General features: G+C 64.7%; 20 protein-coding genes. 17 read left to right on the top strand and 3 right to left on the bottom strand.

The genetic code is table 11. From position 1 onward, the window contains the following. Positions 1 to 55 precede the first annotated feature (55 nt). Complete coding sequence (locus tag FAZ97_RS22305) at positions 56 to 1057, bottom strand: TerC family protein (RefSeq protein WP_233271734.1); 1002 nt, start codon at positions 1055 to 1057, stop codon at positions 56 to 58. Positions 1058 to 1272: 215 nt separating this feature from the next. Here FAZ97_RS22305 and FAZ97_RS22300 point away from each other — a divergent pair, with 215 nt between their 5' ends. After that, entirely contained in the window at positions 1273 to 1632 is a 360-nt protein-coding gene (locus tag FAZ97_RS22300) for a hypothetical protein (RefSeq protein WP_158760571.1), read from the top strand. Positions 1633 to 1644: 12 nt separating this feature from the next. On the opposite strand, the gene FAZ97_RS22295 is transcribed toward FAZ97_RS22300, so the two are convergent. After that, positions 1645 to 2559, bottom strand: coding sequence for a MipA/OmpV family protein (locus tag FAZ97_RS22295; RefSeq protein ID WP_158760570.1), 915 nt, complete (start codon positions 2557 to 2559; stop codon positions 1645 to 1647). Between the two features lie 632 nt (positions 2560 to 3191). On the opposite strand from FAZ97_RS22295, the gene leuC reads away from it, so the two are divergent. The 3 genes from leuC to leuB all read left to right on the top strand — a co-directional run bounded on the left by leuC (position 3192) and on the right by leuB (position 7016). Continuing rightward, on the top strand, positions 3192 to 4601 hold the full coding sequence (leuC, locus tag FAZ97_RS22290) for a 3-isopropylmalate dehydratase large subunit (protein ID WP_158760569.1): 1410 nt from the start codon (positions 3192 to 3194) through the stop codon (positions 4599 to 4601). Between the two features lie 12 nt (positions 4602 to 4613). Then, positions 4614 to 5264, top strand: coding sequence for a 3-isopropylmalate dehydratase small subunit (gene leuD, locus FAZ97_RS22285; RefSeq protein ID WP_158760568.1), 651 nt, complete (start codon positions 4614 to 4616; stop codon positions 5262 to 5264). A gap of 684 nt (positions 5265 to 5948) precedes the next feature. Further along, positions 5949 to 7016 (top strand): 3-isopropylmalate dehydrogenase, encoded by a 1068-nt coding sequence (gene leuB, locus FAZ97_RS22280; protein ID WP_133183870.1) that lies wholly within the window; start codon positions 5949 to 5951, stop codon positions 7014 to 7016. 22 nt (positions 7017 to 7038) lie between these two features. On the opposite strand, the gene FAZ97_RS22275 is transcribed toward leuB, so the two are convergent. After that, the gene (locus FAZ97_RS22275) at positions 7039 to 7251 is read right to left on the bottom strand and encodes a hypothetical protein (RefSeq protein WP_158760567.1); all 213 of its coding nucleotides are present in this window, start codon (positions 7249 to 7251) and stop codon (positions 7039 to 7041) included. 89 nt (positions 7252 to 7340) lie between these two features. On the opposite strand from FAZ97_RS22275, the gene asd reads away from it, so the two are divergent. The 13 genes from asd to FAZ97_RS22210 all read left to right on the top strand — a co-directional run bounded on the left by asd (position 7341) and on the right by FAZ97_RS22210 (position 22546). Further along, positions 7341 to 8462, top strand: coding sequence for an aspartate-semialdehyde dehydrogenase (gene asd, locus FAZ97_RS22270; RefSeq protein WP_158760566.1), 1122 nt, complete (start codon positions 7341 to 7343; stop codon positions 8460 to 8462). A gap of 166 nt (positions 8463 to 8628) precedes the next feature. Further along, positions 8629 to 10932, top strand: coding sequence for a FimV/HubP family polar landmark protein (locus FAZ97_RS22265; RefSeq protein WP_158760565.1), 2304 nt, complete (start codon positions 8629 to 8631; stop codon positions 10930 to 10932). 16 nt (positions 10933 to 10948) lie between these two features. Further along, a complete protein-coding gene (gene truA / locus FAZ97_RS22260; protein WP_158760564.1) occupies positions 10949 to 11764 on the top strand; it encodes a tRNA pseudouridine(38-40) synthase TruA in 816 nt (271 codons plus the stop codon). Positions 11765 to 11810: 46 nt separating this feature from the next. Beyond that, complete coding sequence (locus tag FAZ97_RS22255) at positions 11811 to 12491, top strand: phosphoribosylanthranilate isomerase (protein ID WP_158760563.1); 681 nt, start codon at positions 11811 to 11813, stop codon at positions 12489 to 12491. A gap of 77 nt (positions 12492 to 12568) precedes the next feature. Next, positions 12569 to 13762: a tryptophan synthase subunit beta gene (trpB, locus tag FAZ97_RS22250; RefSeq protein WP_158760562.1), complete on the top strand. Its 1194-nt coding sequence runs from the start codon at positions 12569 to 12571 to the stop codon at positions 13760 to 13762. Positions 13763 to 13783: 21 nt separating this feature from the next. Continuing rightward, positions 13784 to 14683 (top strand): DNA-methyltransferase, encoded by a 900-nt coding sequence (locus tag FAZ97_RS22245; protein WP_158760561.1) that lies wholly within the window; start codon positions 13784 to 13786, stop codon positions 14681 to 14683. Positions 14684 to 14736: 53 nt separating this feature from the next. Then, positions 14737 to 15546: a tryptophan synthase subunit alpha gene (trpA, locus tag FAZ97_RS22240; protein WP_158760560.1), complete on the top strand. Its 810-nt coding sequence runs from the start codon at positions 14737 to 14739 to the stop codon at positions 15544 to 15546. Between the two features lie 130 nt (positions 15547 to 15676). Beyond that, positions 15677 to 16549 (top strand): acetyl-CoA carboxylase, carboxyltransferase subunit beta, encoded by an 873-nt coding sequence (gene accD / locus FAZ97_RS22235; protein WP_158760559.1) that lies wholly within the window; start codon positions 15677 to 15679, stop codon positions 16547 to 16549. 189 nt (positions 16550 to 16738) lie between these two features. Further along, the gene (gene folC / locus FAZ97_RS22230) at positions 16739 to 18049 is read left to right on the top strand and encodes a bifunctional tetrahydrofolate synthase/dihydrofolate synthase (RefSeq protein WP_158760558.1); all 1311 of its coding nucleotides are present in this window, start codon (positions 16739 to 16741) and stop codon (positions 18047 to 18049) included. A 62-nt stretch (positions 18050 to 18111) separates the two neighbouring features. After that, entirely contained in the window at positions 18112 to 19041 is a 930-nt protein-coding gene (locus tag FAZ97_RS22225) for an SPOR domain-containing protein (RefSeq protein ID WP_158760557.1), read from the top strand. Positions 19042 to 19048: 7 nt separating this feature from the next. Then, positions 19049 to 19543 (top strand): CvpA family protein, encoded by a 495-nt coding sequence (locus tag FAZ97_RS22220; RefSeq protein WP_158760556.1) that lies wholly within the window; start codon positions 19049 to 19051, stop codon positions 19541 to 19543. Positions 19544 to 19668: 125 nt separating this feature from the next. Next, positions 19669 to 21213 (top strand): amidophosphoribosyltransferase, encoded by a 1545-nt coding sequence (purF, locus tag FAZ97_RS22215; protein ID WP_158760555.1) that lies wholly within the window; start codon positions 19669 to 19671, stop codon positions 21211 to 21213. A 139-nt stretch (positions 21214 to 21352) separates the two neighbouring features. Then, positions 21353 to 22546, top strand: a complete 1194-nt coding sequence (locus FAZ97_RS22210) for an O-succinylhomoserine sulfhydrylase (RefSeq protein WP_158760554.1) — start codon at positions 21353 to 21355, stop codon at positions 22544 to 22546. Positions 22547 to 22608: the final 62 nt, after the last annotated feature.

Below are 22608 nucleotides of genomic sequence, written 5' to 3'. Positions count from 1 at the left end.
GAAACCATCCTCGCAGAGCAAAATGAGCGAAGAATGAGGAACGTGCCGCTTGCGTTCATGAAGCGCCGAGCGTGCTTTCCGGCTTACGCGTCCTGATGAGCGATACCACCACGCCGCCCGCGAGCAGTGCGGCCGTCACGCCGAGGCTGAACAGGGCGGGAATCTTGCCGATGATGCCCACCAGAAAGATCTTCGCGCCGATGAACACGAGCACGAGCGCGAGCGCATGCTTGAGGTAATAGAAACGGTGCGCCATCGCCGCGAGCGCGAAGTAGAGCGCGCGCAGACCGAGCACGGCGAAGATGTTGCTCGTATAGACGATGAACGGATCGGTCGTGATCGAGAAAATAGCGGGGATCGAATCGACGGCGAAGATCAGGTCGGCGAACTCGATCATCACGAGTGCGAGCAGGAGCGGCGTGGCGAGCAGCGTGAGCTTGCCGGTGCGCGGGTGCACTTGCCGCACGAGGAACGCGCGCCCCTCGAGCTGCGGCGTGACCGGCAGCTTGCGGCGAAGCCAGCGCAGCAGCGCGTTATCTTCCACGCTGTGCTCTTCCTTTCGGCCAAACAGCATCTTCACGCCGGTAACGGCGAGGAACACGCCGAACACGAACAGCATCCACTCGAACTGCGCGACGAGCGCCGCGCCGAGTCCGACCATCAACGCGCGCAGCACCAGCACGCCGACAATGCCCCAGAACAGCACGCGATGCTGCAGCTGGCGCGGCACTGCGAGCGCACCGAAGATCGACGCGATGACGAACACGTTGTCGAGCGAGAGCGATTTTTCGATCAAGTAGCCGGTGATGTATTCGGTGGCCGGTTGCGCGCCGAGCTGCCACCAGACGAAGCCGCCGAACAGCACGCCCACGACGATATAGCCGAGCGAGAGCCACAGGCTTTCGCGGATGCCGATTTCATGGTCGTCACGGTGCAGCACGCCAAGATCAAGCACGAGCAGCACGATCACCACCGCGAGGAAGGCGGCCCAGAGCCACGCGGGTTGACCGAGGAAGGATGCCGTGAAGATCGGCGCGAGCATGGTCGTCCTTTGCATGAAGAGGGAAATGAGGCCAGCGTGTGCGGCTTGTTCGCAGACGGCCGGGCCTATGGGCCTATGGCCCATAGGGTCAGCGTAGTCGCAAAAAATGAGCGGGAAATGAGCGAGTGCACGCGAGGCGCTTCTTCTTGCGATTCGCCGTGCCTTGACGTACGTCACGCGGGCGATAGCGCGACGCGGATACGATCTCGCCTTTTTCCGAACCGACGATCATGATCGCCCGCATCCTCTTCGTACCGCTTTGTCTTTTCGCGCTGGTGAGCCGCGCTCCAGCACAGACGACCGGGAAGCCGCCCACGCCCGACGCGACGTCGCGGCAATATCTGAGCCCTCTCCAGAGCAACTTCGGCGCGGCAACGGCGCCTCCCGGGGGCGATCGGTCGAGCGACCTGACGAGGCGTTGCAAGGAGGTTGCCGCTTCTTATGACCACGCGTTCAGACCGACAGGGACCGATCAGGCCAACGCCGTCGTGCCGAATTACGGTCACTACGGGGAACAGGAAAACACGATGCAGCGCTATAACCAGCGCCGCGACGCAGAGAAAGAGTTCAACGATCTTGGCTGCCGGTAGCGCTCGGCAGCGCTAGAACTGGTAATTGATCGAAACGTCGCAAACGCCTCCCGTCTTCGTCTGGATGATCGGGCTGTGCGAGGCGCTGCCGAGCAGGCGCTTGATCGCACCGTCGGCGCTCACGAACCAATGTTTGTTGACGAAATACACCATCGTGATGCCGAAGCCGGCCGACTTCAGGCCTGCGCTCGCGTCGTACTGACGGTAACCCGATGCAGCCGCTTGCTGCGGCGTCACGCCAAACCAGCTCTGCATGTAATTGGAGTCGGCGAACGTGACCGAGGGACCGGCGAACCAGTAGAAGTTCTCGTTGCTGCCCGGCAGCGGCATATAGGCGCCGAGATCCGCGGTCCAGCCATTCGAGCCGCCGAAACTGCGCGTGAAGGCCGTGCGGAACACGAGCGGAAAGTCCTTCGAAATCACATACTCGCCCGCGATCTTCAATTCCGGCGCCGGGTTGATGTTGCCCATGCCGTTCAGCCGCGTCGGGTCGTCCTGGCCGCGGCGCCCGAGGTCGTAGGCTGCGGCTACGCTCACGCGCCAGTTCGGGCCCTGCAGAACGTTCACGCCGAAGCCTTCGCCCGTCGAGCCGAACAGGATGTCCTTGTAGCGCAGGTCGATGCTCGGGCCGACCAATGTGTGATAGCGGTCCGAGCCGTCGTAGCGCGGTTCGAAGGTCGCACCCACGCCAAGCCGCGCCTCGAAATCGGGACGGTTTGGCTCAAACATTTTTTCGAGCGGAATGCCAGCGGAGTATTGCCATTCGCCAAGCGGCGAGGGGGTTTGCGCCTCGGCGCGCGGGGCGAGCGCGCCGAGAGCGCATACCGCGGCGGCGAGCGACACACGCTGCGCGGCACGCAAGCGGCGCGGCGCCGTTGGTTTTTTTCTGCTTGTTCTGTGTTGCGCAGTGCGGATTGCGAGTGGCATGAAGCCTCCGGGTTTGGCTGATCGGCCGCGGCGTTGTTTATTGAGTGCGATGGAATCACAAGACGGAATTCCATGCGGGCGGGTTCTCGCAAACCTCGTGCCTGATCCGGCCGAGAGCGCCCCGGCGACGCGCCCGGTTTCCATTGGATACGGCCGCCCGGCGCGGTTGACGAACTCGAAAAATCAGGATAACTAATTGAATTGCCCGCTCGCCAGCGCACCGTTTTGGAGCGCAGCCTTGGCCCCGATTAAACCCTGGCGCCAATTTGCCGTTAGACAGGTATGGACGTCGGTGATGCGGCTCCCCCTGTGTCGCGGATTCCGAAGCCCATGTTTCACCGTTCTCACAGCGGTAACCAACTTGCGCCGGTCGCGGTCGGGCCGGCGCATCTCTTTTTCGCCTTCCGAGTCCCTTCAGCAAGCGCTACGCGTGCGCCCGCTTCGGTGCGACACAGGCGCCCCACGACACCCGCGCTCGCCGGGTAACGCTGATACAGGTATCGCGACTACCACCCAACTCACTGTTTTTTATCGTTTTTTTTCGGAAGAGGCCCTGTAGCAGGCGGGTTTCGCGTGGCATAATCGATTCACACAACCGTATTGCCCCGCAGTCAAACATTCCCCCGCACATCATGGCAAAGACGCTCTACGACAAATTGTGGGACACGCACGTGGTCCACACGGAAGACGACGGCACGACGATTCTCTACATCGACCGTCATCTGTTGCACGAAGTCACGAGTCCGCAGGCTTTCGAAGGCCTGAAGATGCACGAGCGCCCCGTGTGGCGCATCAGCGCGAACCTGGCCGTGTCCGACCACAACGTGCCCACGACGGATCGCAGCCACGGCATTGCCGATCCGGTCTCGAAGCTCCAGGTCGACACGCTCGACACGAACTGCGACGCCTTCGGCATCACGCAGTTCAAGATGAGCGACCAGCGTCAGGGCATCGTGCACATCGTCGGTCCGGAGCAGGGTGCGACGCTGCCCGGCATGACGATCGTTTGCGGCGATTCGCACACGTCCACGCACGGCGCGTTCGGCGCGCTGGCGCACGGCATCGGCACCTCGGAAGTCGAGCACGTGCTGGCCACGCAAACGTTGCTGCAAAAGAAGAGCAAGAACATGCTCGTGAAGGTCGAGGGCCAACTGCCGCGCGGCTGCACCGCGAAGGACATCGTGCTCGCCATCATCGGCAAGATCGGCACGGCGGGCGGTACGGGCTATGCCATGGAATTCGGCGGCTCGATGATCCGCGGTCTCACGATGGAAGGCCGCATGACCGTGTGCAACATGGCGATCGAAGGCGGCGCGCGTGCAGGCATGGTCGCCGTGGACGACACCACGATCGAATACCTCAAGGGCCGTCCGTTCTCGCCGCAAGGCGCGGAATGGGACCAGGCCGTTGAATACTGGAAGAACTTCCGCACCGACGAAGGCGCGCACTTCGACCGCGTGGTCGAACTGACTGCAGCCGACATCGTGCCGCAGGTCACGTGGGGCACGTCGCCGGAAATGGTCACGTCGGTCGACAGCCGCGTGCCGGACCCCGAGCGCGAGAAGGACCCGGTCAAGCGCGACGCGATGGAACGCGCGCTGCAGTACATGGCGCTCGAACCGAACACGCCGATCGAGTCGATCAAGCCGGACAAGATCTTCATCGGTTCGTGCACGAATGCGCGTATCGAAGACCTGCGCTCCGCCGCTTATGTCGTGAAGAAGCTCGGCCGCCGCGTGGCGCCGAACATCCGCCTCGCGATGGTGGTGCCCGGCTCGGGTCTCGTGAAGGCGCAAGCCGAGCGCGAAGGCCTCGACAAGGTGTTCACGGAAGCGGGCTTCGAATGGCGCGAGCCGGGCTGCTCGATGTGCCTCGCGATGAACGCCGACCGCCTGGAGCCGGGCGAGCGTTGCGCATCGACCTCGAACCGCAACTTCGAAGGCCGCCAGGGCGCGGGCGGTCGCACGCACCTCGTGAGCCCGGCCATGGCAGCCGCCGCGGCAATCGAAGGCCATTTCGTCGACATTCGCAAGCTCGGGTAAGGCAACACGATCATGGAAAAATTCATCGTACACACCGGCGTCGTGGCGCCGCTCGATCGCGAGAATGTCGATACCGACGCGATCATTCCGAAGCAGTTCCTCAAGTCGATCAAGCGCACCGGCTTCGGTCCGAATGCGTTCGACGAATGGCGTTATCTCGATCACGGCGAGCCGGGTCAGGACAACTCGAAGCGCCCGCTGAACCCGGACTTCGTGCTGAACCAGCCGCGTTATCAAGGCGCTTCGGTGCTGCTCACGCGCAAGAACTTCGGCTGCGGCAGCTCGCGCGAGCACGCGCCGTGGGCGCTCGACCAGTACGGTTTTCGCGCGATCATCGCGCCGAGTTTCGCGGACATCTTCTATAACAACTGCTTCAAGAACGGGCTGCTGCCGATCGTGCTCTCCGAATCGGACGTCGATCACCTGTTCAACGAAACGTACGCGTTCAATGGCTTTCAGCTCACGGTCGATCTGGACAAGCAGGTCGTGCGCACGACCGACGGCTCGAAGGAGTATCCGTTCGAAGTGGCCGCGTTCCGGCGCTACTGCCTCTTGAACGGCTTCGACGATATTGGGCTCACGCTGCGGCACGCTGACAAGATTCGCCAGTATGAAGCTGAGCGGCTTGCGCGCCAGCCGTGGCTGAACAATCGCGTGCTTTGAGCGTGTTTGCCGTGATTTAGGGTTGGGGTGTGGGCGCTTTTTTGCTTTTTGCTTGTTTTCGTGTCGGTATGCAGGCGTTGCCCCTGTGCGGGGCAAAAGAAAGCCGCTCACACCGCTAGTGCCTGCCACCGTTCACATCGCACCACCCCACTTGAATGGCTCCGGAGCGTCTGTCACCTCGCACCACCAAACTGAGTGACAAGGCACTCATCCTTCCGGCGGCGCTACGCGCCCCGAAGGGCGTAACCAAAAACCGTTGGGGCGCGTAAGTTCTTGGAATGCGCTTGCTACCCTTCGGTTTCCGGTGTCCCTTGCAGACCCGGCCGCTGCGCGCGTAGCGAGCAGCGGGAACGGATGAGCCCTTTGTCACTAACGAGAATGGTGCGAAGTGACAGACGCTCCGGAGCCATTCAAGTGGGGTGGTGCGATGTGAACGGTGGCTGGCGCTGGCGGTTTGAGCGGCTTTCTTTGCCTACTTTCTTTGCCGCTGCAAAGAAAGTAGGTGCCGCCCCGCACAGGGGCAACGCTTGAAGTACCGACGCGAACACAAGGAAACCCACAAGGAAACCCACAAGGCAACACACACGGAAACGCGAAAGCGCAAACGCCGAAAAGAACTCACCAGACGCGCATCCGCTTACACACATCGCGCACCTAACACGAAACATATCGAGGAATCACAAGATGAAGATTGCAGTGCTGCCGGGCGACGGCATCGGTCCCGAGATCGTCAAGGAAGCCGTGAAGGTGCTCAACGCACTTGGCGAAAAGTTCGAGCTGGAAGAAGCGCCGGTTGGCGGCGCGGGCTACGAGGCAAGCGGCCACCCGCTGCCCGAGGCAACGCTCGCGCTGGCGAAGTCCGCCGACGCGATCCTGTTCGGCGCCGTGGGCGACTGGAAGTACGACAAGCTCGAGCGCGCGCTGCGTCCCGAGCAGGCCATTCTCGGCCTGCGCAAGCATCTGGAACTGTTCGCGAACTTCCGCCCGGCGATCTGCTATCCGCAGCTCACGGGGGCGTCGTCGCTCAAGCCCGAGATCGTTTCGGGCCTCGACATCCTGATCGTGCGCGAACTGAACGGCGACATCTACTTCGGCCAGCCGCGCGGTACGCGCGAAGCGCCGGACGGCAACTTCAAGGGCGCACGCGAAGGTTTCGACACGATGCGCTATGCGGAGCCCGAAGTGCGCCGCATCGCTCACGTGGCGTTCCAGGCCGCGCAAAAGCGCCAGAAGAAGCTCACTTCTGTCGACAAGGCCAACGTGCTCGAAACGTCGCAGTTCTGGAAGGACATCATGATCGATGTCTCGAAAGAGTACCCGGACGTCGAGCTGTCGCACATGTACGTCGACAACGCGGCCATGCAGCTCGTGAAGGCGCCGAAGGCGTTCGACGTGGTGGTGACCGGCAACATGTTCGGCGACATTCTCTCGGACGAAGCCGCGATGCTCACGGGTTCGATCGGCATGCTGCCCTCGGCCTCGCTCGACAAGAACAACAAGGGTCTGTACGAGCCATCGCATGGTTCGGCGCCGGATATCGCGGGCAAGGGCATTGCCAACCCGCTCGCCACGATCCTTTCGGCGGCCATGATGCTGCGCTATTCGCTCGGCCGCCCGGAACAGGCGGACCGCATCGAAAGCGCGGTGAAGAAGGTGCTCGAACAAGGCTATCGCACCGCCGATATCATCACGCCGGACTGCAAGCAGGTCGGCACGGTGGCAATGGGCGACGCGGTGATCGCAGCGCTGTAAAGTCGTATGAAGGGCACGCCGTTTAACGCGTGCCCTTTTTTGTTTCGTGCGCCTGAAAAACGGCGTTGCAAATAGCGGAAAGTATGGTTTTTTCCGCGCAAATTAACTGTTTCGTGTATATTGCTTCGATGGCGAAGATCTCCCCGATCACGACTGTTACGAACATCCGCGGCACGGCCCGCGCGATTTCGCTCGCCATTAGCACGAAAACCACGATTACGAAAACGATCACCATTCGTTGATCGCTCGTCGTGCCCGCTCATCTTCCCCGCGCGGCCACGCCGGGCGAGCGAAGCGGGGAAGTGTCCATCTCAAGGGTTAGTCATGAACGTAGGTCTCGTAGGTTGGCGCGGCATGGTCGGCAGCGTGCTGATGCAGCGCATGCAGGAAGAACGTGATTTCGACCTGATCGAACCGGTGTTTTTCAGCACCAGCAATGCAGGCGGCGCGGCTCCGTCGTTCGCCAAAAACGAGACGAAGCTCAAGGACGCGAACAGCGTCGACGAGCTCAAGAAGTGCGACATCATCATCACCTGCCAGGGCGGCGACTACACCAACGAGGTGTATCCGAAGCTGCGCGCGGCAGGCTGGACCGGTTACTGGATCGACGCGGCCTCGGCGCTGCGCATGAAGGACGACGCGGTCATCATCCTCGACCCGGTCAACCTGGACGTCATCAAGGACGCGCTGGTCAAGGGCCAGAAGGACTTCATCGGCGGCAACTGCACGGTCAGCCTCATGCTGATGGCGCTCGGCGGCCTGTTCCGCGAGAACCTCGTCGACTGGATCACGGCCATGACGTACCAGGCGGCTTCGGGCGCGGGCGCGCAGAACATGCGCGAACTGCTTTCGCAGATGGGTGCGCTCAACGCATCGGTTGCGAGCGACCTGGCCAACCCGTCGTCGGCGATCCTCGACATCGACCGCAAGGTGCTCGCCACCATGAACAGCGACGCCATGCCGACCGAGCACTTCGGCGTGCCGCTCGCGGGCTCGCTGATCCCCTGGATCGACAAGGACCTCGGCAACGGCATGTCGAAGGAAGAGTGGAAGGGCGGCGCGGAAACCAACAAGATTCTCGGCAAGCCGGCCATGGGTCAGCCGGGCTCGATTCCGGTCGACGGCCTGTGCGTACGTATCGGCGCGATGCGCTGCCACTCGCAGGCGCTCACGATCAAGCTGAAGAAGGACGTGCCGCTCGACGAGATCGACGGCATCCTCGCTTCTGCCAACGACTGGGTCAAGGTCGTGCCGAACCAGCGCGAGGCTTCGATGCGCGATCTGTCGCCGGCAAAGGTCACGGGCACGCTGTCGGTGCCGGTGGGCCGTCTGCGCAAGCTGGCCATGGGCGGCGAGTATCTGTCGGCCTTCACGGTGGGCGATCAGCTGCTGTGGGGTGCGGCGGAACCGCTACGCCGCATGTTGCGCATTCTGCTCGACAAGTGAATGAATTAAACTACGCGGCTAATGACGCGTAGACAGGGTGAAAAGCGCCGCGCCAGTCGCGGCGCTTTTTTTATTGCACGCTTTTCGTTGCATGCATCGATGCAATCGCCCCGAAGCACACTCCCATTTGATCGACAGCCGCAAGAGCGGTATGCCAGGGCAACTGATGATCGTTCGATTTGATTCTGTTTCCGCCGCGCCTCGCGCGAAGCGCGCCCAAGGGCGGCGCGCCGTCCGCGCCACAGTGGCGGCGGCGAGTTTCCTGTTCTGCGGCCTGGCCGCTGCGCAGGGTGGCGCAAGTGCGGCGCCGGGCGCCGCGAGCGCTGCCTCTTCCGCCGCTGCGGTGAGCGTCGCGGGGCAATACACCGTTCATCCCGGCCAGTCGCTGCACGACGTGGCCGTCGACGTCACGCAGTCGCACGACAAGGCCACGCTCGCACGCATGAGCCAGGCGCTGTTCGATGCGAACCCCAATGCGTTCATCAAGCAGGATCCCAGCCGCATGCGCGTGGGCGCGACGCTGAACGTGCCGGCCACGCCGGACGTTTCCAGCGCGGCGGCGGGCATGACGGCGGCCCCGGGTGGGGCTGTTGCGGCTTCGGCAGCCGCCAGCGCGCCTGCCGCTGCGGCGAGTGCGCCTGCGGTGCCTGCAGCGTCCGCCAGCGCACCCGCTGCGGCTTCGAGTGCCGCGGCCGAGGCGGTAGCGCCTGCATCGTCGGCCGCTGCCGCCGCAACGGCTGGCGCGAGTTCGGCCAGCGCGGTCACGGCAACGGCGGCGCCTGCCTCGGCGGTCGCTGCGAGCGGCCCCGAAGCAGCCGCGCAAGGCGCTTCCGGCGCGGCGGCGAGCGCGGCAGCGCCGGCGTCAGCGGCCAGCGACTCGCACGTGTGGAGCGGCTCGATCCAGTCGGCCCCGGCCAGCAGTGCGGCAGTCGCACCGGCGCAAGGCGCGAAGGTCTCCAGCCTTCAGCAGCTCCTCGCATTGAAGAACCGCGTGCTGATGGCGTTGCAGCAGCACGGCATCGGCAAGCCGGCGCAGACTGCGGGCGGCGCGTTGCCTGCCGCGCAAGGCGGCGCACCTGTGCAGAACGGCGCTGCAAATGCCGGCGCGGCCGGCGCCCAGCCGGAAGTCTCTCCGATCGCGATTGGTGGCGCGGCGGCGGTTGTCGTCGCGCTGCTGGCGTTGTTTGTGCGCCTGCTGATGCGCAAGCGCAAGAAGCCCGTCGAGCAGGCGTCTGAAGTTTCGCCCGAGGCGCACGAGCCGACGCCGTCGGCATCCTCCGCAGCCGCTGCTGCCGCCGCGCCGCTGGTCGAAGAGCCGCTGGTGTTGAGCGAGCCGATTGCGCACGCAGCGGATAAGCCGGAGATCGCACCCGCGGCGGAGGCCGAAGTCGTGTCGCCGGCAGCGCGCGAGGCGGACGAAGCGGTGGTCTCGCCGGTGCCTACGCCCGTCGTCTCGTCTGCTCCGCTGGAGCACGACGAAGCGCTGCCGCCTACGCTGACCGAGAAGCTGCATCCTGCCACGCCGCAAGAGCCGTCCGTCGTCCAGGAAGCGCAGGAAGCTCAGGAAGCTCACGCAGCACAAGAGCAGCCGCACGACGTCGAACCGGGCGGACCGCAGACTCTGGCCGACGCGACGGAAGCCGCAAGCCTTGCCGCCGCGGCGGAACTGGGTGCCGATGCGCTGCCGCCCGAAAGTCTCGGCGCGCCGCGCACAGCCGAAGACGCCGAGGCGCTGGCGCGCACGCTGGAAGAGCCTGCGCGCGCCCAAAAGCCTGCAACACCCGATATCGCGCTGGATTTCGGCGATGGCGCACCACAAACCCCGCAAGCCGCGCAAACGTTGCACGCCGCGCAGGCCGAACCGCACGTCGCGCAAACGCCGCCTGTTGCCGAAGCCTTCGAGCGCCCGCCTGCGCCGCTTACCGCACCTGAAATTACGTCAGCACCCGCAGTTACCGCAGAAGACATGAGCTACGCCGAAGTACCGATCGCTTTCCCGCACGATGCCATCGAAGCACTGGGGGGCCTCGACCTGCCCCTGCCGCCGCGCATCGGGGAGCCGGTCATCCCCACTGGGCCGCTCTCGACGGAGCCGGCCGCCACGCCCGAGGCGTCGGCGCGTCTCTCGTCGCCGTTCTTCGAGCCGCCGACGCGGATGGCGGGCGAGGCCATCGAGGCGGGCACGGCGGGCGCGGGCGCGCTCGCAGGCCTCGGCGCGCCGCGCTTTGGCGCGCTCACGCTCGACTTCGACCTGAACCTGCCGCCCGATTCGGCGGAGCCGCTGCCGGTCTTCACGCCCGATCAGCTCGCTCGCATCGCGCGCAACAAGCTCGATCTCGCGCACGAGTACATCGCGCTTGGCGACGTGTCCGGCGCGCGCTCGCTCATCAACGAAGTGATCGAGTCGAACGATCCGGCCACGCGCAGCGACGCGCAGGCGCTGCTGTCGACGCTCGCTCCGCTTTCGTGACGCCGCTGCAAGCCGTATGCGTATCGCGCTAGGAATCCAGTACGACGGCGCCGCCTTCTGCGGCTGGCAGTCGCAGCCGCACGGCAAGACGGTGCAGGACGCGCTCGAGCGCGCGCTGCGCGAGTTCGCCACCGTGCCGCTGTCCACCGTCGTCGCGGGCCGCACCGACACGGGCGTGCACGGGCTCGGCCAGGTCGTGCACTTCGACACCGATCTCGACCGCACGCCGTTCTCGTGGGTGCGCGGCACCAACGCGTTTCTGCCCTCCACGGTGGCGGTGCAGTGGGCCAAGCCGATGCCCGAAGCGTTCCACGCGCGCTTCGCGGCGTTCGAGCGCACCTACTACTACGTGCTGTACGTGAACCCCGTGCGCTCGCCGATGCTGGCGGCCCGCGCGGGCTGGATCCACACGCCGCTCGACGTCGATGCCATGCGCGAGGCGGCGGCGCATCTCATCGGCGAGCACGATTTTTCGTCGTTCCGCTCGTCGGAATGCCAGGCGAAGACGCCGGTCAAGCATCTGTACCAGATCGACATCCGGCCGCAGGGCGATTTCATCCACTTCCGCTTTCGCGCCAACGCGTTCCTGCATCACATGGTCCGCAACCTGATGGGTTGCCTCGTGGCCGTGGGGCGAGGGCGCTATCCGGCCTCGTGGATGGCTGAAGTGCTGGCTGGCCGCGACCGCACCGTGGCCGCGCCGACCTTCATGCCCGACGGCCTCTATCTCGCCCAGGTAGGCTATCCTGACGAGTTCGCGGTACCCGCGCCGCATACGGCCAGTGTGCCGTGGAGCGCGATCTGGAGCGACGCGCCCGAAGGCCGTGCCTGAAGCGCCGCCCGCTTGAATCATCGAGACCGACACCGCACTTACGATCATGACGTCAGCCGAGCCATCCGCCCCCGCGCACCGCACCCGCATCAAGCTGTGCGGACTTTCGACGCCCGAGGCGCTCGCGCACGCCATCGACCTCGGCGCGGACGCCGTCGGCCTCGTGTTCTATCCGCCCAGCCCGCGCTCGGTGAGCGTGGCGCAGGCGGTCGAGCTGACGCACGACCTGCCGCCGTTCGTGTCGGTCGTGGGTCTCTTCGTGAATGCCACGCCGCAGTGGATGAGCGAAGTGGCGAGCAATGTCTCGCTAACCATGCTCCAGTTCCACGGCGACGAAACGCCCGAGCAGTGCGAGTCGCTCGCTTCCGTTGCCGGTTTGCCCTGGTTGCGCGCGCTGCGAGTGGCGGCCGATACTCAGCAGGCCGATTTGATAGAATCGGCTAATCGTTATTCATCAGCCAGCGGCCTGTTGTTCGACACCCATGTCGAAGGTTACGGCGGCGGCGGAAAGGTCTTCGATTGGTCACTTATTCCCGCAGGGCTCGGGCGTCGGGCCGTTTTGAGTGGTGGCTTGAACGCGCAAAACGTCGGTGATGCGATTCGCCAGGTGCGTCCGTTCGCTGTCGATGTCTCCAGTGGCATCGAGGTTCCGGGCGCAAAGGGCGTGAAGGATCACGCCCGCATGGCGGCGTTCGTGCGCGCAGTGCGCGAAGCGGACGCGGGATGAATCCGGGGCGCATGCCCCTTTGGCCGGCACGGTCCACGCAACGTGGGCCTTCCCAAGTCCGGTCGAGCGAGTGACTTATGTACAATTTGCCAGATGAACGTGGCCATTTCGGCCCTTATGGCGGCGTTTTCGCTGCCGAAACCCTCATGCAGGCGATCGACGAACTGCGCGACGCCTACGCGAAATACAAGGACGATCCCGACTTCCGCGCCGAATATGAGCGCGAGTTGAAGCATTTTGTCGGCCGTCCGTCGCCGATTTATCACGCGCAGCGCTGGAGCGAGCTGCTGGGCGGCGCGCAGATTTACCTCAAGCGCGAAGACCTGAATCACACCGGCGCGCACAAGGTGAACAACGTGATCGGCCAGGCGCTGCTCGCCAAGCGCATGGGCAAGCCGCGCGTGATCGCCGAAACCGGCGCGGGTCAGCACGGCGTGGCCACCGCGACCATCGCGGCGCGCTTCGGCATGGAATGCGTGGTCTACATGGGCGCCGAAGACGTGCGCCGCCAGGCCGCCAACGTCTACCGCATGAAGCTGCTGGGCGCGACCGTGGTTCCGGTCGAGTCGGGCTCGCGCACGCTCAAGGATGCGCTGAACGAAGCCATGCGCGACTGGGTCACCAACGTCGAAAACACGTTCTACATCATCGGCACGGTGGCGGGCCCGCATCCGTACCCGATGATGGTGCGTGACTTCCAGCGCGTGATCGGCGACGAATGCCGCGTGCAGATGCCTGAAATGACGGGCCGCCAGCCCGACTCGGTGATCGCCTGTGTGGGCGGCGGTTCGAACGCGATGGGCATCTTTTACCCGTATATCGAGGACACTTCGGTGCAGTTGATCGGCGTCGAGCCTGCCGGCGACGGCATGGACACGGGCCGTCACGCCGCCTCGCTCGCGGCGGGCACCGTGGGCGTGCTGCACGGCAATCGCACCTACCTGCTGCAGGACGAGAACGGCCAGATCATCGAGACGCATTCGGTTTCGGCAGGCCTCGATTATCCGGGCGTGGGCCCCGAGCACGCGTGGCTCAAGGACAGCGGCCGCGCGCAGTACGTCACCATCGACGACGAGGAAGCGCTCAAGGGCTTCCACGACTGCTGCCGCATCGAAGGCATCATTCCCGCGCTCGAATCGAGCCATGCGCTCGCGTACGCGGCGAAGCTCGCACCGACGTTGCCGAAGGAGAAAATCCTGCTGGTGAACCTGTCGGGCCGCGGCGACAAGGACATGCACACGGTCGCCGAGCGATCGGGCATCCAGTTCTGAGCGCCCGGAGCGACGTAAGCGATGCGTGACGAGTTCGACGAGCCGGAAGTGCCGGCACAAGTGGGCGAGGCGAACGCGGAAGCGGCTGCTCTGGAAGCCGCCGAAGTGGTTGCCAACGCAGCCGTGCTACCCGCGGTGCCGGTCGTGCCGGAAACCATCCGGCTCCTGAACCGCGATTTTCTGACCGATGCAGCCAACCTGCCCGATGCCTCGATCGATCTGATCGTCGCCGACCCGCCTTATGGGCTCGGCAAGGACTACGGCAACGACTCCGACATGCGTTCGGGCGAGAACTTCCTCGCCTGGACGTACGAATGGCTCGACCTGGCGATTCCGAAGCTCAAGCCCACGGGCTCGCTCTACGTGTTCTGCACGTGGCAGTACGCGCCCGAGATCTTCGTTTATCTCAAGTCGAAACTCACGATGGTCAACGAGATCGTCTGGGATCGTCGCGTACCCAGCATGGGCGGCACGACGCGCCGTTTCACCTCGGTGCACGACAACATCGGTTTCTTCGCGGTTTCGAAAGACTATTACTTCGATCTCGATCCCGTCCGCATCCCGTACGATGCCGCCACGAAGAAGGCGCGTTCGCGCAAGTTGTTCGAAGGCAGCAAGTGGCTGGAGCTCGGCTACAACCCCAAGGACGTCTGGTCCGTCTCGCGGCTGCATCGCCAGCACGCGGAGCGCGTGGATCATCCCACCCAGAAGCCTTTGGAGATCGTCGAGCGCATGGTGCTTGCGAGCTGCCCGCCGGGCGGCCGCGTGCTGGACCCGTTCATGGGCAGCGGCACCACGGCAGTGGCTTGCGCGCGTCAGCAACGCGAATTCGTCGGCTATGAAATTAACGAAAGTTACTGCGCGATCGCGCGCGAACGCGTCAGCGCGGCCGCCGCAAGCGCCGTTGCGGCCGGCGCCTGATGCGCCGCCGCCGGACCCACGCGCAGTAACGCCTAAAAGCTGAGGACCCTGAAATGTCCCGTATCAAGACCACGTTCGAGGCGCTCGCCGCCCAGGGCCGCAAAGGCCTGATCCCGTTCATGACGGCAGGCGACCCCGATCCCGCGCGCACCGTCGAATTCATGCACGCGCTGGCCGCAGGCGGCGCCGATGTCATCGAACTCGGCGTGCCGTTCTCGGACCCGATGGCCGACGGCCCCGTGATCCAGCAGTCGTCCGAACGCGCGCTCGAGAAGGGCGTGACGCTCAAGAGCGTGCTCGCCGATGTGAAGCGCTTTCGCGAAACCGACAACAAGACGCCCGTCGTGCTGATGGGCTATGCCAATCCGATCGAGCGCATGGGCGCTGACGCGTTCGCGCAGGCCGCTAACGAAGCGGGCGTGGACGGCGTGCTCGTGGTGGACTATCCGCCCGAAGAGTCGGTCGAGTTCGCAGCGAAGATGAAGGCCGCCGACATCGATCCGATCTTCCTGCTCGCGCCGACTTCGACCGATGAACGCATCGCCGAAGTGGGCGCCGCCGCAAGCGGCTATGTGTACTACGTCTCGCTCAAGGGCGTGACGGGCGCAGCCAATCTGGACGTTTCGAGCATCGCGGGTAAAATTCCGGCGATCAAGAAGCATGTCTCGCTGCCCGTGGGTGTGGGCTTCGGCATTCGCGACGCGCAAACGGCTGCCGCCGTGGCGCAGGTGTCGGACGCCGTGGTGATCGGCAGCCGCATTGTCCAGCTGCTCGAACAGGCTGCGCCGGAAACGGCCGCCGACACGCTCACGCAATTCATCACGGGCATTCGAACGGCGTTGGACGAAGTGTCTGTCGGCTAGTTCCGAGACTGCTGTAAAATCCACTTTTCGCCATGCGCGGTCGGGGTCGGAACCCGGTCGGTTTTACCGATCGGTTAATTGAATCGATCCGCCGCGCCCGCGCATCACGAAGGTCAAGGAAGGAACATCAATGAGCTGGCTCGACAAACTGCTGCCGCCCAAGATCAAGCAAACCGATCCGAAAAGCCGCAAGAGCATTCCGGAAGGGTTGTGGATCAAGTGCCCGTCGTGCGAAGCGGTCCTGTACCGCAACGACGTCGAGGCAAATCTCCACGTTTGCCCGAAGTGCGATCACCACATGCGCATTGGCGCGCGCGAGCGTCTGGACGGCCTGCTCGATCCGGAAGGCCGCTATGAAATCGGCCAGGAAATCATCCCGGTCGACGCGCTCAAGTTCAAGGACAGCCGCAAGTACCCCGACCGCCTGAAAGAGGCGATGGACGATACCGGCGAAACCGACGCCATGGTGGTGATGGGCGGCGCGATTCGCACGCTGCCCGTGGTGGTGGCCTGCTTCGAGTTCTCGTTCATGGGCGGCTCGATGGGCTCGGTGGTGGGCGAGCGCTTCGCGCGCGGCGCGCAAAACGCGCTCGAGCAGCAAGTGCCGTTCATCTGCTTCACGGCTTCGGGCGGCGCCCGCATGCAGGAAAGCCTGCTTTCGCTCATGCAGATGGCCAAGACCACGGCCATGCTGACCAAGCTGGCCGAAGCCAAACTGCCGTTCATTTCCGTGCTGACCGACCCGACGATGGGCGGCGTATCGGCGAGCTTCGCGTTCCTTGGCGACGTGGTGATCGCCGAGCCGAAGGCGCTGATCGGCTTTGCCGGCCCGCGCGTGATCGAGCAGACCGTGCGCGAAAAGCTGCCGGAAGGCTTCCAGCGCGCCGAATTCCTGCTGCAGAAGGGCGCGATCGACATGATTCTGGACCGCCGCAAGCTGCGCGACGAAATCGCGCAAATGCTGGCGCTGCTGCAGCGTCAGCCCGCCGACGCGGTGGCCTGAGCCTCGCATTGAGCGATCTGCGGTGCCGCACGCGCCGCAGCCGCAACGCTTTACCGAACGCGCCGCGAGCGAAAGCAAGCGGCGCGTTGTCATTTCCGCGATAATGCCGTTCTTTCGAAGCGGATCATTCGTGTGAACCCTCCGCCTTAGGCGGCGTCTCACGCGCAGTACCAGGCCATTTTTATCCCGATGAGTACCTTTCCCACCCTCGACGCGTGGCTCACGCACCTTGAAACCGCGCATCCGGTCGGCATCGACATGGGGCTCGACCGCATCCGTCAGGTGAAGGACGCGCTGGATCTCAAGTTCGCATGCCCGATCTTCACGGTGGGCGGCACGAACGGGAAGGGCTCGACCTGCGCGATTCTCGAAACGATCCTGCTCAAGGCGGGCTATCACGTCGGCTGCCACACGTCGCCGCATCTGCTCGAGTTCAACGAGCGCGCGCGCGTGGACGGCCAGCAGGCCAGCGACGCCGAGCTGCTGCCGCACTTCGAAGCCGTGGAAGCCGCGCGCAATTCGCTCGCCAAGCCCGTTACGCTCACGTACTTCGAATTCACGACGCTCGCGATCATGCATCTGTTCGCCTCGCGCGGGCTCGACGCCGTGATCTTCGAGGTGGGTCTGGGCGGGCGTCTGGACGCCGTCAACGTGCTCGACACCGACTGCGCGATCATCACGAGCATCGACCTCGACCACACGGAGTACCTCGGCGACACGCGCGAGAAGATCGCGTTCGAGAAGGCCGGCATCTTCCGCGCGGGCAAGCCCGCGATCTGCGCCGACCCGATGGCGCCGCAGTCGCTCATCGACCATGCTGAGGCGATCGGCGCCGAACTGTGGCTCTTCGGCCGCGATTTCCGCTACGAAGGGCAGCCGGGCAGCGAACGCCAGCAATGGAGCTACGTCGGCCCGACGATGCGGCGCTCGGCGCTCGCCTATCCGGCGCTGCGTGGCGCGAACCAGCTCATCAACACGTCGGCTGCGCTCGCGGGCCTCGAAGCGCTGCGCGACCGGCTGCCGGTTTCCGCGCAGGACATTCGCCTCGGCCTCGCCAACGTCGAACTGCCGGGCCGCTTCCAGGTGCTGCCGGGCAAGCCATCGATCATTCTCGACGTTGGCCACAACCCGCACGCGGCGGCGGTGCTGGGTCAGAATCTCGGCAGCATGGGCTATTTTCCGTACACCTACGCCGTGTTTGGCGCGATGCGCGACAAGGACATTGCGGGCGTGATCGAGCACCTGAAGGGCGAGATCGACCACTGGTGCGTGACCGATCTGCCGCTGCCGCGCGCGGCCACCGCCGGACAGCTCGAAGAAGTGCTGCGCGAAGCGGGCGTGACGGATGGCACCGATAGCAGCGTGACGCGCTATGAAAGCCCCGCTGCCGCTTTTCAAGATGCGCTAAAACGCGCTACCGAAAATGATAGAATTCTTGTTTTCGGAAGTTTCCTGACGGTTGCCGGGGTCATGGCCTGGCGAAAGTCGCAGCAACACTGACCGCCCGGCACCCGCACGCCGCCCACGTAAGACAGGCCAGGTAGGCCAACAGCAAGCCATACATGGGAATTTTCTCGTTCGGCAAGAAAGATGACGCTGACGCGCCCCGCCGGCGCGGCACTGAGTCCGGCTCCAGCCGGCGCAGCAATCAGAGCACGCGCGTGGAGCGGCGCAGCCGCCGGCCGGACCGGTCCGGTGACGCCGAGGCAATGCTGCTCGACCCCACGCTCCCTGAAAAGCAACGCGCGCGCCGCCGACTCGTCGGCGCGATCGCGCTGGTGCTCGCGGCCATCGTGATCCTGCCGATGGTGCTCGATTCGCACCCGAAGCCCGTCACCGACGACATCGCCATCGACATTCCGAGCCGCCCGGCCGACAAGGCCGCCGCGCGCCAACACGACGCCGAAGACACGCAAGCCGGCGTCGCGCCCGACAATCCCGCAGCCACGGAAGCGACGCCTGGCGCGTCGGGTCTCGCGGCCGCGTCGAGCGCCGCAGCCACGCAAAGCGCGCAGACCACGGATCAAGCGCCGGCAACGCCCGCGAAAAAGCCCGCACAGGCGGCAGCCGCTCCCGCTCAATCGACACAAACCGCTCAGGCGCAAAAGCCCGCCGCCAAGCCCGCGGCTTCGGCCAGCACGGCTGTCGCCGCGAACAGCAAGCCGACGACGGCGACCGCCGCAAACGACAGCGACGACACCAGCGACGGCAACGGCGCGAAAGCCGAATCCGCCACACCCGCCGCCCCTCCGGGTGCGCGCTTCGCGGTACAGCTCGGCGCGTTCTCGAACAGCACGGCGGCGAACAATTGGGTCACGAAGTTGAAAGCGGCGGGTGTACCCGCATATACCGAACAGCGTAAGGAAGCCGACGGCACGACGCGCACGCTACTGCGCGCGGGCCCGTTCCCGGACCGCGCCTCGGCTACGGCGGCGATCGCCAAGGTGCGCGGCGCGGGCCTGATGGCGGGCTCGAACGCGAACGCGGAATAACCAGTCGATGTTCACCGCATTCGACTACGCTGTAATGGCGGTGATCGGCCTGTCGGCGCTGCGCGGCGCGTGGCGGGGCTTGATCGGCGAGATTTTTGGATTGATCGGCTGGATCGCGGCGTTGCTCGTGGCCTGCCGCTACGTGGACCACGTGGTGCCCTGGATTCCGGCGAACTGGCCGGGTGGGGCGCTCACCCAGTGGCTGATCGCCTTTGCGCTGATCGTCATTGTCGTGGTGCTCGTGGCCGGCGTGGGCAACGCACTGATCGGCCGTCTGGTGCAGGTGAGCGGATTGTCCGGCGTGGACCGTTCGCTCGGGATGATGTTCGGCCTCGTGCGAGGCGTCGTGCTGGTGCTGATCCTCGTCGTCCTCGGCGGGCTGACCGAGCTGCCCCAGCAGGACTTCTGGCGCCACGCGCTGCTGCGGCCGTATGCCGTGCAGGGCGTGCTCGAACTGAAACCGCTGTTGCCCGAGGCGCTCGCGGCCTACGTTCACGTCTGATCAGAAGCTGATCGGACGCGATGCGAGGCGAAGCTTCCCGGCAACACTGCCCATTTGCGGCGCTCGACCGGTGTGGATGAACCTGGCCGACCCGCGACCGATTTCGCTTTTTTGAAGGACCTGCCATGTGCGGCATCGTAGGCGTAGTTTCCCGCTCTCCCGTCAACCAGCTCCTCTATGACGCGCTGCTGCTCCTGCAGCACCGCGGTCAGGACGCGGCCGGCATTGCCACCGCGAACGGCAGCACGTTCCACATGCATAAGGCCAACGGCATGGTGCGCGACGTGTTCCGCACGCGCAACATGCGTAGCCTCCCCGGCACCAGCGGCATCGGCCAGGTGCGCTATCCGACCGCCGGCTCGGCGTCGAGCGAAGAAGAAGCCCAGCCGTTCTACGTGAACGCGCCGTTCGGCATCGTCCTCGCCCACAACGGCAATCTCACGAACTGGCAACAGTTGAAGGAAGAGATGTTCCGTGTGGACCGCCGCCACATCAACACCCATTCCGACACCGAAGTGCTGCTCAACGTGCTCGCGCACGAAGTGCAGCTCGCCACCACCGGCCTCGAACTCGATCCGGCGGCGCTCTTCAAGGCGGTCTCGGGCGTGCACCGCCGCCTGCGCGGCTCCTACGCGATCGTCTCGCTGATCTCCGGCTACGGCCTGCTCGCGTTCCGCGACCCGTTCGGCATTCGCCCGCTGTGCATCGGCAAGATGGAAACGCCCGAAGGCACCGAGTGGATGCTCGCATCGGAATCGGTGGCGCTCGAAGGCATCGGCTTCGAATTCGTGCGCGACGTTCGGCCCGGCGAAGCGGTGTTCATCGACTTCGAAGGCAACTTCCACTCGCAGCAATGCGCTACGGCTCCGACGCTGAACCCCTGCATCTTCGAACTCGTGTATCTCGCGCGTCCGGACTCGGTGCTCGACGGCGTGCCCGTGTACAACGCGCGTCTGCGCATGGGCGACTATCTCGCCGAGAAGATCAAGCGCGAACTGCCCGACGTGAAGATCGACGTGGTCATGCCGATTCCCGACTCGTCGCGCCCCGCCGCGATGCAGGTCGCGAACAAGCTCGGCGTGGAATACCGCGAGGGCTTCTTCAAGAACCGCTACGTGGGCCGCACCTTCATCATGCCGGGCCAGGCTATGCGCAAGAAGTCGGTGCGCCAGAAGCTCAATGCCATGGGCATCGAGTTCAAGGGCAAGAACGTGCTGATCATCGACGACTCGATCGTGCGCGGCACCACCTCGCAGGAAATCGTGCAGATGGCGCGCGATGCCGGCGCGACCAAGGTGATCTTCGCGTCGGCGGCGCCGCCCGTGAAGTACCCGAACGTCTACGGCATCGACATGCCCACGCGCGGCGAGCTCGTCGCGCATGGCCGCACCGATGACGAAGTGGCGCGCATCATCGGCGCGGATTACCTCGTGTATCAGGACGTGGATTCGCTCAAGAAGGCAGTGCGCGACATCAATCCGGAGTTGAAGGAGTTCGAGGCTTCGTGCTTCGACGGCGACTACATTACCGGTGACATCACGAGCGCTTACCTCGACAACATCGAGACGGCACGCCTCGCGCCCCAGGCGCAGTCGGACCGCGATGCCGCAAGCGACGCGATGGACGGCGGCGCCCGCTCGCAGTTGCACCTGCAACTCTCGGTGGAGTGATCCCCCCGGCAACGCGAGCGTGAGGCTCGCGTTCTCGCCGAATCCGTAAGCCCGCTTTCTGCCGACGCAAAAGCGGGCTTTTTTGCGCGTGTGCGTGCAGGATTGAAGCAGTATGGTTCAGGACAAGGAGAACACGAATATGGACGACACCTTCAACTTCGACACGCTGGCCGTTCGCTCGGGCACGCTGCGCAGCGAGTTCAACGAACATTCCGAAGCGCTCTACCTCACGTCGAGCTTCTGTTTCGGCAGCGCCGCAGAGGCCGCCGAGCGCTTCAAGAATTCCGAAACCGCCTATACGTACGCGCGTTTCTCGAATCCGACTGTCACCATGTTCCAGGAGCGCCTCGCCACGCTAGAAGGCGGCGAGGCGTGCATGGCCACGGCCTCGGGCATGGCCGCGATCATGTCGGTGGTGATGGCCGCGCTCCAGGCGGGCGACCATATCGTCAGTTCGCAGAGCATTTTCGGCTCGACGCTCGCCATGTTCTCGCAGATCTTCAGCCGGTTCGGCATCGCGACCACCTTCGTCGATCCGACTGATCTCGATGCATGGAAGAACGCCGTGCGCCCTGAAACGAAGATGTTTTTCCTCGAAACGCCGTCGAACCCGCTCACCGAAGTGGCCGACATCGAAGCGGTCAGCAAGATCGCGAAGGCGGCGGGCGCGCTCTTCGTCGTCGACAACTGCTTCTGCAGCCCCGCGCTGCAACAGCCGCTCAAGTTTGGTGCGGACGTGGTGATGCATTCGGCCACCAAGTTCCTCGACGGTCAGGGCCGCGTGCTGGGCGGCGCGCTCGTGGGCTCGAAGGCGTTCATCATGGAGAAGGTGTTCCCGTTCGTGCGCACGGCGGGTCCGACGCTTTCCGCATTCAACGCGTGGGTGCTGCTCAAGGGCATGGAAACGCTGTCGCTGCGCGTGGAGAAGCAGTCGGACAATGCGCTTCACATCGCACGCTGGCTGGAGTCACATCCAGGCATCAAGCGCGTGTTCTATCCGGGTCTCGAGTCGCATCCGCAGCATGCGCTCGCCATGCGGCAGCAGAAGCTGGGTGGCGCGATTGTCTCGTTCGAAGTGAAGGGCGAGACACCGGAGCAGCAGCGCGCGAACGCCTGGCGCGTGATCGACGGCACGAAGATCTGTTCGATCACCGGCAATCTCGGCGATACGCGCACGACCATCACGCACCCGGCCACCACGACGCACGGCCGCATCACGCCGGAAGCGCGCGCGGCGGGCATTACCGAAGGGCTGATTCGCCTCGCCGTTGGCCTCGAAAACGCCGATGACGTGCGCAACGATCTCGCGCGCGGGCTCGATGCGACGTCGTAAGCGGTCGCAGTAAGCGCTTTTAAGCGACGGTTGTATGATCGTGGGTCGAGCGCCGTTCGACC

The organism is Paraburkholderia acidiphila (genome assembly GCF_009789655.1).
Lineage (GTDB): Bacteria > Pseudomonadota > Gammaproteobacteria > Burkholderiales > Burkholderiaceae > Paraburkholderia > Paraburkholderia acidiphila.
The sequence above is the reverse complement of the archived record's forward strand: the minus strand, read 5'-3'. Positions and strand labels throughout refer to the sequence as shown.

What these genes read in the sequence shown, in the direction of transcription:
- FAZ97_RS22305 (WP_233271734.1), bottom strand. Translation starts at nt 1,057, where the DNA reads ATGCAAAGGACGACCATGCTCGCGCCGATCTTCACGGCATCCTTCCTC.
- FAZ97_RS22300 (WP_158760571.1), top strand. Translation starts at nt 1,273, where the DNA reads ATGATCGCCCGCATCCTCTTCGTACCGCTTTGTCTTTTCGCGCTGGTG.
- FAZ97_RS22295 (WP_158760570.1), bottom strand. Translation starts at nt 2,559, where the DNA reads ATGCCACTCGCAATCCGCACTGCGCAACACAGAACAAGCAGAAAAAAA.
- leuC (WP_158760569.1), top strand. Translation starts at nt 3,192, where the DNA reads ATGGCAAAGACGCTCTACGACAAATTGTGGGACACGCACGTGGTCCAC.
- leuD (WP_158760568.1), top strand. Translation starts at nt 4,614, where the DNA reads ATGGAAAAATTCATCGTACACACCGGCGTCGTGGCGCCGCTCGATCGC.
- leuB (WP_133183870.1), top strand. Translation starts at nt 5,949, where the DNA reads ATGAAGATTGCAGTGCTGCCGGGCGACGGCATCGGTCCCGAGATCGTC.
- FAZ97_RS22275 (WP_158760567.1), bottom strand. Translation starts at nt 7,251, where the DNA reads ATGGTGATCGTTTTCGTAATCGTGGTTTTCGTGCTAATGGCGAGCGAA.
- asd (WP_158760566.1), top strand. Translation starts at nt 7,341, where the DNA reads ATGAACGTAGGTCTCGTAGGTTGGCGCGGCATGGTCGGCAGCGTGCTG.
- FAZ97_RS22265 (WP_158760565.1), top strand. Translation starts at nt 8,629, where the DNA reads ATGATCGTTCGATTTGATTCTGTTTCCGCCGCGCCTCGCGCGAAGCGC.
- truA (WP_158760564.1), top strand. Translation starts at nt 10,949, where the DNA reads ATGCGTATCGCGCTAGGAATCCAGTACGACGGCGCCGCCTTCTGCGGC.
- FAZ97_RS22255 (WP_158760563.1), top strand. Translation starts at nt 11,811, where the DNA reads ATGACGTCAGCCGAGCCATCCGCCCCCGCGCACCGCACCCGCATCAAG.
- trpB (WP_158760562.1), top strand. Translation starts at nt 12,569, where the DNA reads ATGTACAATTTGCCAGATGAACGTGGCCATTTCGGCCCTTATGGCGGC.
- FAZ97_RS22245 (WP_158760561.1), top strand. Translation starts at nt 13,784, where the DNA reads ATGCGTGACGAGTTCGACGAGCCGGAAGTGCCGGCACAAGTGGGCGAG.
- trpA (WP_158760560.1), top strand. Translation starts at nt 14,737, where the DNA reads ATGTCCCGTATCAAGACCACGTTCGAGGCGCTCGCCGCCCAGGGCCGC.
- accD (WP_158760559.1), top strand. Translation starts at nt 15,677, where the DNA reads ATGAGCTGGCTCGACAAACTGCTGCCGCCCAAGATCAAGCAAACCGAT.
- folC (WP_158760558.1), top strand. Translation starts at nt 16,739, where the DNA reads ATGAGTACCTTTCCCACCCTCGACGCGTGGCTCACGCACCTTGAAACC.
- FAZ97_RS22225 (WP_158760557.1), top strand. Translation starts at nt 18,112, where the DNA reads ATGGGAATTTTCTCGTTCGGCAAGAAAGATGACGCTGACGCGCCCCGC.
- FAZ97_RS22220 (WP_158760556.1), top strand. Translation starts at nt 19,049, where the DNA reads ATGTTCACCGCATTCGACTACGCTGTAATGGCGGTGATCGGCCTGTCG.
- purF (WP_158760555.1), top strand. Translation starts at nt 19,669, where the DNA reads ATGTGCGGCATCGTAGGCGTAGTTTCCCGCTCTCCCGTCAACCAGCTC.
- FAZ97_RS22210 (WP_158760554.1), top strand. Translation starts at nt 21,353, where the DNA reads ATGGACGACACCTTCAACTTCGACACGCTGGCCGTTCGCTCGGGCACG.